Below are 11,220 nucleotides of genomic sequence, written 5' to 3'. Positions count from 1 at the left end.
CCATCGGATCGCCAACCCGAATCGCACGCATGAAGGGAGCCCCGCCGGAATGGCGGGGCTCCCTTCATTTCGCCCGGAAATGCGTGCCGTACGCTTTCTTAGTCCTGGGAACCGCCGTCCGCCATCTGCCCGATCCCGACATGCGCCGACGCAGGATGGGTGGCGTTCACCTGGATCATCAGGCGCTCAACGATCTGCAACGCCACGCGATGCAGATTTGGATCCTCACCCTTTGGATCGCGATTCTGGTGGGCGGCAGCGGCGTCCTCAAGCGCGGCATGCGCTTCCTCGAGCCGTAAGACCCCGCGTTCCACCAATGCGAGCATAAGGGATTCACAAATCGAGAGGGCAGCCAGTCCCGCCGCATCCCGCTCCGCCGCCATGCCGCCCCCCGCACTGATCTGTTACCACCGCCGGCCGTTCAAAACCCCATACGGCCAATGCCACCAACAGTTTTGTATATGATCCCTCACCTGTCCGGTCGAGAAAATCTAACCCCTATTAACCTATGTTATAGATGGTTTTATCGTTTGGCTTAATCGTTCGAGGCCGCCCGGAATTGGGCTGGCAGTGGCACTCGCTTCGGGGCCATAACAATTGGACGATCAAAGGCTGGAACAGAAATGACCCGCGCCCAGGCCAACATACCGTCATCTCCACTGGGGCGCAAGATAACCAGTTACATGAGCCTGACAGACGAGGAGAAGAGTTTCCTCAACGAGTTGGAGCGCAATGTTACCCGGCACGGTTCGCGTTCTGATCTTCTCCAGCAGGGGGAACGCTACGGTTGCGTGCGAGTGATGCGCAAAGGCTGGGCAATCCGTCACAAAGCGCTTCCCGACGGGCGGCGGCAGGTCGTCAATTTTGTCCTGCCCGGGGACATCATCGGCTTTTACTGCAACCTGTTCGAGACGGCGGACCATGGCGTCACCACCCTGACCCCGGCGGAGGTCGCCAACTTCCAGCCGGAACGAATCATCGAACTGTTCAAGCTCTTCCCCCGTCTGGCCGCCGCCCTCGCCTGGTCGGGCGCCAAGGAGGAGGCGATCATCGCCGAACGCCTGCTCAGCGTCGGCCGCCGCACCGCGCTGGAGCGCACGGCCCACCTGATCGTGGAACTGCTGCGGCGGTTGAGCATCGTCGGGCTGGTCGAGGAGGGGCGTTTCACACTGCCGGTCACCCAGGAAATCCTGGCCGACGCGCTGGGGCTCAGCATCGTCCACATCAATCGGACGCTCCGGCGGCTGCGTGACATCGGGCTGATCGATCTGGCCGGACAGCAGATCACCGTCCACGATGTGAAGCAGCTCGCCTCCGTCGGCCAGTTCGACGAGTTGTACCTGCACCTGATCCAGGCACCCAAACAGCTGGAGCACGCCTTGGACGCCAAGTCCGACCGAAAGCGCGCGGGGGACTGATCGGTTTTTCAACCCTCTTCGATATTCCCTTCCGATTAACCTATGACAATGCGTCGGCGCGCCATTCGATATAGAATCTTAATTACCTGCACAGATAACTGAGCAGACCGACCACGGAGCGGACAGCGGCCACCCCCGCAACAGCTTTCCCAAACACGCTGGACGGGCGGCATCGGGCAGCCGGTATCGCCGTCCTGCTGTTCACCGGTTTCCCCGCTGTTCATTGGATAACGCATGACCGACGCCCCCCTCGCCGGCCGATCCGCAAGCTCCGGCACACTGACCGTCGCCCTTCTTGAGGACGACATGGTGCTGTGCCTGTGCATGGAAACCCTGTTCGAGGATTGGGGAATGGTGCTGGTCAGCGCCCCGACGCCAGACGCGCTCCTGGACGCGCTGAACGGCGGGGCGCTCCCCGACATCCTGGTCGCCGATTACCATCTGGGACGTCACGGCAAGGCGCCGGAGTCGGTGCGGGCGGTGCTGGAGGACGTCGGCTCCGCCCTGCCCGTCATCATCACCACCGGCGACGAATCCGCAGCCACCCAGGCGGAGATCCGCGCCGCGGGCTGGCATTTCCTCCCCAAACCCTATGATCCCGAATCGCTTCGCGCCCTGATCCTGACCGTTCTCGGGCGGACGGACTGATACGCCCTTTCCGGCTGCCATCCCCTCACGCGCCGGCCCGGACATCCTCCACCAACGCCTCCAACCGGTGCAGGTCGCGCACGACCAGCGCATCGGCCCGCCGCTCCACCAGCCCATCGCGGGCAAGATCGTTCAGCACGCGGGCGACCGTCTCGCGTGCGGTGCTGACCCGGCTGGCGATGTCGGCATGGAGGGGAATCGGAGCGATCACCGCCGTCGCCCCTTCCACCCGCCCGCGTTTGGCGAGCCGCAGCAACTCGGCGTGGACACGGTTGTTGGCCCCCAGCGTGGACAATTCCATCACCCGGTCGGTGGCGATGCGGACGACCCGGCACAGCCGCCGCATCACCGCCATGGCGAGTTCCGGGTGGCCGGACACCAATTCCTGAAAGGGTTGGGGCGCCAGGAAGGCGATCAGGGTCCCCTCCTCCAAAGCCATCGCGGAGGCCGAGCGGGGAAGCCCGTCGATGGCCGCCATCTCTCCCAGGAACCCGCCGGCCTCGATGTCGTCGAAGCTGATCTCGCGACCCGCCGGGGAATGGCTCAGCACCCGCACGCGCCCGTGGACCACCAGCACGACGTCCCGCGATTCTCCCTGGTGGTCGATGATCTGCTCGCCGGCGTGGAAGCGGCGCCAGCGGCACTGGCGCGCCAGGGCGACACGCTCCTCCTCGGACAGTGGGCTCAACAGCGTGATCGCATCCAGCCGGGACAGTCCAGCGTCAACAGGCACGGGGCTACATCCTTTTCTGACAGCCACCCTCAAGCACAACCCTGAGCATAGCCGGGCCTGCGCAAAGGTGGAACCGCCTCCCTCCAACGGGTGTTGCTAACGTCCCGTTAACCCTGAAAGCGGCAGAACGGACGGGACGCGCCCACCGGAATTGAGAGAGCCATGTCGTTCCAACTGCCCTCCGGCCCCGTTCCCCGCAGCCTGATCCCTTATGCCGGCCGCGTGGATTCGCAGCGCCTGCTGTCGGTCGTCGCCATCCCCTTCGCCGCGGCCATCGCCATGGCGACCGCCGTGGCGGCGATGGGCGGCGTGACAGACCCCATCGCCGAGGCCGGCGGGCCGATGTACTTCGTCCTGAACTTCGTGAAGTTCTGCTATCTGGCGGTGTCGATGGCCCATCTGTCCGGCGCCCTGGCGGAACGCGCCAACGGCGGCTTGCCCGCCGGCCTGTGGCTCGACGAGATGGACCGCTCGGAGCCGGAATCCCGCGAGTCCTTCTGGCACGCCTTTCCGAACCACCTCGACGGGGCGGCCATCGCCGGCTGCGTCACGATGCTGTGCTTCCTGCTGACCTGAGCGCGCGCCGTCCGGACAGCGCGCCGTCCTCGACACGGATGCGGTGCAGGGTCAGCGGCACGTTCAGCAGCGTGGCCAGCACCGCGATCCACCACGCCCCGAAGACCAGGGGCAGCACGGCCAGTTCGCCCGCCACGACCAGATAGTTGGGGTGGCGGATCCAGCGGAACGGCCCGCGCCGCACCAGCGGCGCGCCGGGCAGGGTGACGATGCGGGTGGTCCAGAACCGCCCCAGCGTGGCGATCACCCAGACCCGCCCGGCCTGCAACAGCACGAACAGGGCGAGCAGCCAGCCGTTGATCGGCGCGTCCGCCGGAACGACGGCGAACAGCAGCGCAAGCCAGCCGGCGTGCAGCCCGACGAACAGCGGGTAATGGGCGGCCCCGACCTCCTGCGCGCCCTCGGCCAGGAGGCAGCGCGTGTTGCGTTGGGCGATGACGAGTTCGCCCAGACGCTGGGCCGCGACCAGCAGCAGGATGACGTGGGGCCAGCCCAGCGGCAGCGTTTCCATTCCAAGCGCTCCTAGAGGTCGACCTGGGCCATCGCAGCGGTGAAGCCGGGGCCGAGCGCGGTCATCAGGTGGGGACCACGGGCGCCGGACGCGATGCGCCGCTCCAGCACGAATAGCACGCTGGCCGCCGACATGTTGCCGCAGCGGCGCAGCACCACCCAGGCGTCGTCCAGCCCGGCAGAGACCGGGGCGCAGACCTCCTCCAGCGCATGCAGTACCTTGGCGCCGCCGGGGTGGCAGATCAGCCCGGCGAGGTCGCCGCGAGCCAGCCGCCGCCGCTCCAGGAAGCCGTCGAGGACCGGTTCCAGCCGGTTGCGGATCAGCGCCGGGATGCTCTGGCTGAAGATCACGCCGAGACCGTCATCCTCGACCCGCCAACCCATCACGTCCTGCGTTCCCGGCCAAGTGTGCTCCGCACCGTCCACAAGGCGCGGCCCCTCTCCCTCAGCATCGGCACGCAGCACCGCCGCCGCTGCGCCATCCGCGAACAGGGCGCTGGCGACGACGTTGGTCGGAGTCGCCTCTGCCGAGCGGAAGGCCAGCGTGCAGAGTTCCACCACCAGGAACAGCACCGTCTGCCCCGCCATCGCCTGGGCGATCTGGCCGGCGCGGGTCAGTCCCAGCACGCCGCCGGCGCAGCCCAGCCCGAACAGCGGCAGACGCACCGTGTCGGGAGGGAAGCCCATGCGCTCCAGCAGAAGGGCCTCCAGGCTGGGCGTGGCGATTCCGGTCGTCGAGGCGCAGACGATGGCGTCCACGTCCTGCGGCCTCAGGCCGGCACGGGCCAGCGCCTGCCCCGCCGCTTCTTCCAGCAAGGCCAGTGCGCCGTCGCGAAAGGCGGCGGTGCGCTCCGGCCAGCCGCGCGGCTCCATGTACCAGTCGATGGGCATGACCGCGTGGCGCGTCTCGATGCCGGTGTTGGCGAAGACCGGCACGAGCCGTTCGAAGTCGCGCATCCGCGGCCCGAAGACGGCCCGCGCGACGCCGAGCGCCTCGTCCTGGCCGAGACGATGGGGCGGCAGGGCCGTGGCGAGCGAGAGGATGCGGGGGGTATGGGTCATCCTCAGCGAAGTGATGCGCGCGGGGGTGGCGGACCAGCCCCCCGGAGGGAGTTCCTTCGCTTGCTCTCCCGCGACTCTTTCCCGCCGTCCGATACGTCGTTGTGGATTGAGCAGAAGCCATGTCCTGTATCACTATACCGGGCGTCGGATTTTCGGGGGTGGGGCGGTGGATCGGAACGAGCAGGACAGCCAGAGCGTGGCGGACGAGAGCACGTCCCACCGGCCCGCCGGCATCGGCCTGACGGGGCGGCTGCGCGCCTATTTCCTGGCGGGCGTTCTGGTGACGGCGCCGATCGCGGTCACGGTCTATCTCGGCTGGTGGCTGCTGGCCTTCATCGACGGGCATGTGCGCCCGCTGATCCCCTCCGCCTACAACCCCGAGAACTACCTGCCCTTCTCGATCCCCGGCATCGGGGTGCTGACGCTGATCATCGTGCTGACCCTGATCGGCGCCTTCGCCGCCGGCTATGTCGGGCGGCTGGTGGTGCGCATCGGCGAAGGTGTGGTGGAGCGCATGCCGGTCGTCCGCTCCGTCTACGGGGCGGTGAAGCAGATCGTCGAGACGGTGCTCGCCAAGAAGTCCAAGGCCTTCCGCGAAGTGGTGCTGGTTGAGTTCCCGCGCAACGGGATATGGTCGCTGGGCTTCATCACCGGCGCCGCCCACCCGGAGATCCAGAAGATCTCCGAGGAGGAGATGGTGCACGTCTTCATCCCCTGCGCCCCGCCGACCGCCGGCTATCTGGCGATCCTGCCGCGGCGCGAGGTTACCGTTCTGGACATGACGGTGGAGGACGGGTTGAAGCTTGTGATGTCCGGCGGCATCGTCACCCCGCCCGACCGCAAGCCCCGCGAGGTGAAGGCCGCGCTGCTGGACGAGCGCAAGCGGGCATAAGAGCCGGGGTCTTCCGGCGTTTCTCTCAACCCGACCTTAGCGTCTTCGCCGCGGCGTCCCGCTCGAACAGGTACAGCAGGGTGCGCAGCGCCTGACCGCGCTCGCCGGCCAAGTCCGGATCGCGGTCCACGATCAGCTTCGCGTCGTCACGGGCGGCGGCCAGCAGGTCGCCGTGCACCGCCAGATCGGCCATGCGGAATTCCGGCAGGCCCGACTGGCGGGTGCCCAGCACCTCGCCGGCGCCGCGCAGCCGCAAATCCTCTTCGGCGATGACGAAGCCGTCCTCGGTGTCGCGCATCGTCTTCAGGCGGGCGCGCGCCGTCTCCGTCAGTTGCGGGTCGAACATCAGCAGGCAGGACGACGGCTTCTCGCCGCGTCCCACCCGGCCGCGGAGCTGGTGAAGCTGGGCGAGACCGAAGCGCTCGGCGTGCTCGATCACCATGACGGTGGCCTCGGGCACGTTCACGCCGACCTCGATGACCGTGGTGGCGACCAGAACATCCAGGTTCCCGGCCTGGAAGGCGGCCATCACCGCGTCCTTGTCCGGACCGCGCATCTTGCCGTGGACCAGCCCGACCCGGTCGCCGAAGGTGGCGCGCAGGAAGGCGTGGCGCTCCGTCGCGGCGGCGAGGTCGGTCTGTTCCGACTCGTCGACCAGCGGGCAGACCCAATAGACCCGTGCCCCCTCCTGCACCTTGCGGTGGATGCCGTGCACCACCTCCTCCAGCCGGTCGAGCGCGATGGTCACGGTCTGGATCGGCTTGCGCCCCGCCGGCTTCTCGGTCAGGCGCGACACGTCCATATCGCCGTAGGCGGTCAGGGTCAGCGTGCGCGGGATCGGCGTCGCCGTCATCACCAGCACGTCCACCGCCCGCCCCTTGGCCGAGAGTTGGAGCCGCTGGTGGACGCCGAAGCGGTGCTGCTCGTCGATCACCGCCAGGGCGAGGTCCTTGAAGGCGACGTCCTCCTGGAACAGCGCGTGGGTGCCGACCAGCAGCGGCAGCTCGCCCGAGGCCAGACGGTCCAGCACCGCCTGTCGCGCCTTGCCCTTGTCGCGCCCGGTCAGCAGGGCGAGGTCCACCCCCGCCGCCTTGCACAGCGGGGCGAGGCTTTCGGCGTGCTGGCGGGCCAGGATCTCGGTCGGCGCCATCAGGGCGGCCTGATGACCGGCCTCCACCGCGTTCAGCATCGCCATCAGCGCGACCACCGTCTTGCCGCTGCCGACGTCGCCCTGGAGCAGGCGCAGCATCCGCCGCTCCGCCGCCATGTCCTCGTAGATTTCCTCCAGCGAGCCGGCTTGGGACTTGGTCAGGGAAAAGGGCAGCGCCGCGGCCACCTTGGCGCGCAGCCGCCCGTCGCCCTGGATCACGCGGCCCGACAGGCGGCGCTGCTGGATGCGGACCAGCGTCAGGGCGAGCTGGTTCGACAGCAGCTCGTCATAGGCCAGCCTTCGGCGGATCGGGTTGGTCGGGGCGAGGTCGGCCTCGTCCTCCGGCGTGTGGGCGCGGCGGATCGACTCGTGCCACGTCGGCCAGCCGTTGCGGGCGCGCCACGCGGCGTCCTGCCATTCCGACAGTTCCGGCACATCGTTCAGCATGGCTCGAACGGCCTTGCGCAGCGTCTTGGCCGGAAGCCCGGCGGTCATCGGGTAGACCGGCTCCACCGCCTCGATCTCGTCCTTCGACTCCAGCGGGACCACGGCGTCGGGGTGGGTGATCTGCGGCGTGTCGTGGAACCACTCGACCTTGCCGGACACCACCACCGTCTTGCCGACCGGCATCTGCCGTTCCAGCCAGTCGCCCTTCACATGGAAGTAGATCAGCTCCAGCACGCCCGTCTCGTCGGTGCAGCGGACCTTGTAGGGATGGCGGGAGTTGTGCGGAGCGGCGTGCGAATCGATGCGCACCGTCATGGTGGCGATCCGCCCGTTCGGCGCCTCGGCGATCTTCGGGGCGTAACGGCGGTCGATGACACCGCAGGGCAGGTGCCACAGCAGGTCCACGACCTGCGGACCGGCCAGCTTTTCGACGAGCTTGCCCAGCCGGGGACCGAGGCCGGGGAGTGCCGTCACCGGGCGGAACAGGGGGAAGAGAACGACGGGACGCACGGGAATGGAGTCTCGGGAGCGAGGATACGGGGGCCTGTGGCACCCATTCAAGCCCGCCGAGGGGGCTCCGCGTCAAGCGCGGCGGTTTCCGAAAAAGGCTGGGAGGGGAAAAGAAGACGGCGGTGTGCATGGGTTTGGGGGGAAGCCTGGGCGGGGGACGCCGATCCAAGGCAAAAACCCAATGCACACCGCCGCAAGAAACGATCCGAGGATATGCGGGAACATTCCGGATCGTGTGTGGCCGGCGGCGGGAACCGCCGGTGGATGACTCGCCAGTAATCAAACGTCGTCAATGACTGCAGTTGTAGCGCCTCCCGCCTGACCCCAGCGTTGCGGGATCATGAAATCGGTTTCATGAAGCGCCTGCTCACCGGGCCGCGGCCAGCAGGGCGTTGATGTCCACATGCTCCTCCAGCCGGGCGGCGATGCGGTCGAGCGCCTCTTCGACCGTCGCGACGTAGGATTGGCCGGACGCCTCGGCCCCCAGTCCCGTCAGGAAGGCGGCGCGGAAGCCGTCCGCCCCGAACAGGCCGTGCAGGTAGCAGCCCATCACCCGCCCGTCGGCGGACACCGCGCCATCGGTCTGCCCGCCCGCCAGCGTCAGCATCGGGCGGTCGCGGTCCGGCCCCTCCGTGCGGCCCATGTGCATCTCGTAGCCGGCGACCGTGGCTCCCGTGGCGGTCTCTGTACCAGTCGCTTCCTCCAGCACCTTCGGCCCCTTCAGCACGGTGTCCACCTCCAGCAGGCCCAGCCCCTCGGCCTCGCCCGGCGGCCCCTCGATGCCGTCCGGATCGGCGATGCGCCGGCCGAGCATCTGGTAGCCGCCGCAGATTCCCAGCACCCGCCCGCCGCGCCGGCGATGGGCGGCGAGATCGACGTCCCAGCCCTGGGCGCGCAGCACCGCCAGATCGGCGATGGTCGCCTTGCTGCCCGGCAGGATGACCAGATCGGCGTCGCCCGGCAGGGGCTGGCCACGCGGCACCATGGACAGGGCCACGTCCGGCTCCTGGGCCAGCGGGTCGAAATCGTCAAAGTTGGCGATGCGCGACAGCATCGGCACGGCGACGCGCAACCGCCCCCCGGAACGGGTCTTCCAGGTGTCCAGCGCCACCGCGTCCTCCGCCGGCAGCAGGGCGGCGTCGGCCAGCCAGGGCACGACGCCGAAGCTCGGCCAACCGGTGCGCTCGGCGATGACCGAGAGGCCGCCGTCGAACAACCGCACGTCGCCGCGGAACTTGTTGATGAGGAAGCCGGCGACCAGCGCCCGCTCCTCCGGCGGAATCAGGGCGTGGGTGCCGACGAGGCTGGCGATCACCCCGCCGCGGTCGATATCGCCCACCAGCACCACCGGCACGCCCGCCGCGGTGGCGAAGCCCATGTTGGCGATGTCGCCGGCACGCAGATTGACCTCGGCCGAGCTGCCCGCCCCCTCGACCACCACGATGTCCGCCTCGGCCTTCAGCCGCTCGAAGCTGTCGAGCACGGTGGGGAGAAGCTGCCCCTTGCGCGACTGGTAGTCGCCGGCCCGCGCCGTGCCCGCCACCACGCCGCGCACCACCACCTGGGACCCGACGTCCGACTGCGGCTTCAGCAGCACCGGGTTCATGTGGACGGACGGCGCCACCCCGCAGGCCCGCGCCTGGAGCGCCTGGGCGCGCCCGATCTCGCCACCATCGGCGGTGACGGCGGCGTTGTTGGACATGTTCTGCGGCTTGAAGGGCCGCACGGTCAGGCCGCGGCGGATCAGTGCCCGGCACAACCCGGCCACCAGCAGCGACTTGCCGACGTCGGACCCGGTGCCCTGAAGCATAATCGCGCGTGGGGGGACCTTCGCTGCGGCCATGGCTCAGAACTCGATGCCCGGCTGGGCCTTGATGCCCGCCTGGAAGGGGTGCTTGACCAGGGTCATCTCGGTCACGAGGTCGGCGGCCTCGATCAGCTCCGGCTTGGCGGTGCGGCCGGTCACCAGCACATGCAACCCCTCGCGCCGCCCGGTCAGCACGGGAAGCACCTCCTCCACCGGCAGATAGCCCATGCGCAGGACGATGTTCAGCTCGTCCAGCACGACGAGGCCGTACTTGGGGTCGGCCATGAGTTCCTGCGCCTTGGCCCAGGCGGCCTTGGCGGCGGCGATGTCGCGCTCGCGGTCCTGAGTCTCCCAGGTGAAGCCCTCACCCATCGTGAAGAAGTCCACGAGGTCGTCGAAGCGCTCCAGCGCCACCGTCTCGCCGGTGGACCAGGCGCCCTTGACGAACTGCACCACGCCCACCCGCATGCCGTGACCGGCGGCGCGCAGGATCAGGCCGAAGGCGGCGGTGGACTTGCCCTTTCCATTGCCGGTGTTGACCATCAGCAGGCCCTTCTCCTGCGTCTTGCTGGCCATCACCCGGTCGTGCAGCGCCTTGCGCCGCTTCATCTTCTCGGCGTGGCGTTCGTTCTGGTCGGCATCGTTCCGGTCGGCGTCTTCGGTCATGGTTTTTCTCCCTTCAGCAGCAGCGGCAGCCCGGCGGCGACGAAGGCCACCCGCTGGGCCGCGGCGGCGATGTCCTGATGCAGTCGCCCGGCATGGTCGCGGAAGCGGCGGGCCAGCGCGTTGTCCGGAACGATGCCCAGCCCCACCTCGTTGGAGACCAGCACCACCCGCCCCTCCACCGCCGCCAGAGCGGCCAGCAGCTCGGCGGAACGGGCGGGCACGTCGGCCTCGGCCATCATCAGGTTGGACAGCCACAGCGTCAGACAGTCGACCAGCACGCTCGTTCCGGGCTTGGCGTGGCGGCGCAGCGCGCCGGGCAGGTCGAGCGGCTCCTCCACCGTCGTCCAGCCGGGGCCGCGGTCCTCCTTGTGGCGGGCGACGCGGTCGGCCATCTCGGCGTCCCAGATCTGGGCGGTGGCGATGTAGACCCGCGGGCCGGGCGATGCGGTCACCAGCCCCTCGGCGTAGCGGCTCTTGCCGGAGCGGGCGCCGCCCAGGACGAGGGTGATGTCGGTGCTCATGACGGTCGGCTCACCTGGACGCTTGCGGGTTTGGGCGACGCTTGGCGGACGGGCGCTTGCGGAACCGGATGGTTAGCGCAGTTGGCGCCCCGGCGCAAACCGCCATGGCGGTTGTCCTCCGCCACCTCCGTCCCGTACCATCCGCCGCCTTCCTTCCCGAACCATCCCGGAGCCGCCGATCGTGATCGACACCACCCGGCCCCGCCCGGCCCTGGCCCGCGCCTGTCTCTTATACACATCTCCGAGCCCACGAGACTATAACAGCTATCTCGTATGCCGT

Annotated in this window: 12 protein-coding genes; 4 read left to right on the top strand and 8 right to left on the bottom strand. The window is 68.7% G+C overall.

What is annotated here, in order from left to right; all coding sequences use genetic code 11:
- Nucleotides 1-98: 98 nt before the first annotated feature.
- Nucleotides 99-383, bottom strand: a complete 285-nt coding sequence (locus Q4I23_RS00850) for a hypothetical protein (RefSeq protein WP_237903460.1) — start codon at nt 381-383, stop codon at nt 99-101.
- Nucleotides 384-683: 300 nt separating this feature from the next.
- On the opposite strand from Q4I23_RS00850, the gene Q4I23_RS00845 reads away from it, so the two are divergent.
- Together Q4I23_RS00845 and Q4I23_RS00840 are read left to right on the top strand one after the other, a co-directional pair.
- A complete protein-coding gene (locus Q4I23_RS00845; protein ID WP_246653612.1) occupies nt 684-1,418 on the top strand; it encodes a Crp/Fnr family transcriptional regulator in 735 nt (244 codons plus the stop codon).
- 234 nt (nt 1,419-1,652) lie between these two features.
- Nucleotides 1,653-2,066, top strand: coding sequence for a response regulator (locus Q4I23_RS00840; RefSeq protein WP_174451834.1), 414 nt, complete (start codon nt 1,653-1,655; stop codon nt 2,064-2,066).
- 25 nt (nt 2,067-2,091) lie between these two features.
- Here Q4I23_RS00840 and Q4I23_RS00835 read toward each other — a convergent pair whose 3' ends face one another.
- On the bottom strand, nt 2,092-2,799 hold the full coding sequence (locus Q4I23_RS00835; RefSeq protein WP_454018493.1) for a Crp/Fnr family transcriptional regulator: 708 nt from the start codon (nt 2,797-2,799) through the stop codon (nt 2,092-2,094).
- A 162-nt stretch (nt 2,800-2,961) separates the two neighbouring features.
- On the opposite strand from Q4I23_RS00835, the gene Q4I23_RS00830 reads away from it, so the two are divergent.
- Nucleotides 2,962-3,375, top strand: coding sequence for a hypothetical protein (locus Q4I23_RS00830; protein ID WP_174451832.1), 414 nt, complete (start codon nt 2,962-2,964; stop codon nt 3,373-3,375).
- Here the strand turns inward: Q4I23_RS00830 and Q4I23_RS00825 are convergent.
- Together Q4I23_RS00825 and Q4I23_RS00820 are read right to left on the bottom strand one after the other, a co-directional pair.
- The gene (locus Q4I23_RS00825) at nt 3,347-3,886 is read right to left on the bottom strand and encodes an isoprenylcysteine carboxyl methyltransferase family protein (RefSeq protein ID WP_498525010.1); all 540 of its coding nucleotides are present in this window, start codon (nt 3,884-3,886) and stop codon (nt 3,347-3,349) included. The two genes, Q4I23_RS00830 and Q4I23_RS00825, sit on opposite strands and share 29 nt — an antisense overlap.
- Before the next feature lie 11 nt (nt 3,887-3,897).
- Nucleotides 3,898-4,947, bottom strand: coding sequence for a type III polyketide synthase (locus Q4I23_RS00820; protein ID WP_498525009.1), 1,050 nt, complete (start codon nt 4,945-4,947; stop codon nt 3,898-3,900).
- 166 nt (nt 4,948-5,113) lie between these two features.
- On the opposite strand from Q4I23_RS00820, the gene Q4I23_RS00815 reads away from it, so the two are divergent.
- Nucleotides 5,114-5,839, top strand: a complete 726-nt coding sequence (locus Q4I23_RS00815) for a DUF502 domain-containing protein (protein WP_454018495.1) — start codon at nt 5,114-5,116, stop codon at nt 5,837-5,839.
- Nucleotides 5,840-5,864: 25 nt separating this feature from the next.
- Here Q4I23_RS00815 and recG read toward each other — a convergent pair whose 3' ends face one another.
- From recG to cobU, 4 genes are all read right to left on the bottom strand, one after another.
- Nucleotides 5,865-7,946, bottom strand: coding sequence for an ATP-dependent DNA helicase RecG (gene recG, locus Q4I23_RS00810; protein ID WP_498525008.1), 2,082 nt, complete (start codon nt 7,944-7,946; stop codon nt 5,865-5,867).
- A gap of 367 nt (nt 7,947-8,313) precedes the next feature.
- Nucleotides 8,314-9,789, bottom strand: coding sequence for a cobyric acid synthase (locus Q4I23_RS00805; RefSeq protein WP_498525007.1), 1,476 nt, complete (start codon nt 9,787-9,789; stop codon nt 8,314-8,316).
- Between the two features lie 3 nt (nt 9,790-9,792).
- Nucleotides 9,793-10,419, bottom strand: coding sequence for a cob(I)yrinic acid a,c-diamide adenosyltransferase (gene cobO, locus Q4I23_RS00800; protein ID WP_498525006.1), 627 nt, complete (start codon nt 10,417-10,419; stop codon nt 9,793-9,795).
- Nucleotides 10,416-10,940 (bottom strand): bifunctional adenosylcobinamide kinase/adenosylcobinamide-phosphate guanylyltransferase, encoded by a 525-nt coding sequence (gene cobU / locus Q4I23_RS00795; RefSeq protein WP_498525005.1) that lies wholly within the window; start codon nt 10,938-10,940, stop codon nt 10,416-10,418. The genes cobO and cobU overlap by 4 nt, the downstream gene beginning before the upstream one ends.
- Nucleotides 10,941-11,220 lie beyond the last annotated feature (280 nt).

Source organism: Azospirillum sp. UFLA03-27 (assembly GCF_059803775.1).
The sequence above is the reverse complement of the archived record's forward strand: the minus strand, read 5'-3'. Positions and strand labels throughout refer to the sequence as shown.

Bases quoted from the DNA above. Each gene is read 5' to 3' on its own strand.
- cobU (WP_498525005.1), bottom strand. From the start codon at position 10,940: ATGAGCACCGACATCACCCTCGTCCTGGGCGGCGCCCGCTCCGGCAAG.
- Q4I23_RS00845 (WP_246653612.1), top strand. From the start codon at position 684: ATGAGCCTGACAGACGAGGAGAAGAGTTTCCTCAACGAGTTGGAGCGC.
- Q4I23_RS00850 (WP_237903460.1), bottom strand. From the start codon at position 383: ATGGCGGCGGAGCGGGATGCGGCGGGACTGGCTGCCCTCTCGATTTGT.
- Q4I23_RS00820 (WP_498525009.1), bottom strand. From the start codon at position 4,947: ATGACCCATACCCCCCGCATCCTCTCGCTCGCCACGGCCCTGCCGCCC.
- Q4I23_RS00825 (WP_498525010.1), bottom strand. From the start codon at position 3,886: ATGGAAACGCTGCCGCTGGGCTGGCCCCACGTCATCCTGCTGCTGGTC.
- Q4I23_RS00840 (WP_174451834.1), top strand. From the start codon at position 1,653: ATGACCGACGCCCCCCTCGCCGGCCGATCCGCAAGCTCCGGCACACTG.
- Q4I23_RS00805 (WP_498525007.1), bottom strand. From the start codon at position 9,789: ATGGCCGCAGCGAAGGTCCCCCCACGCGCGATTATGCTTCAGGGCACC.
- Q4I23_RS00830 (WP_174451832.1), top strand. From the start codon at position 2,962: ATGTCGTTCCAACTGCCCTCCGGCCCCGTTCCCCGCAGCCTGATCCCT.
- cobO (WP_498525006.1), bottom strand. From the start codon at position 10,419: ATGACCGAAGACGCCGACCGGAACGATGCCGACCAGAACGAACGCCAC.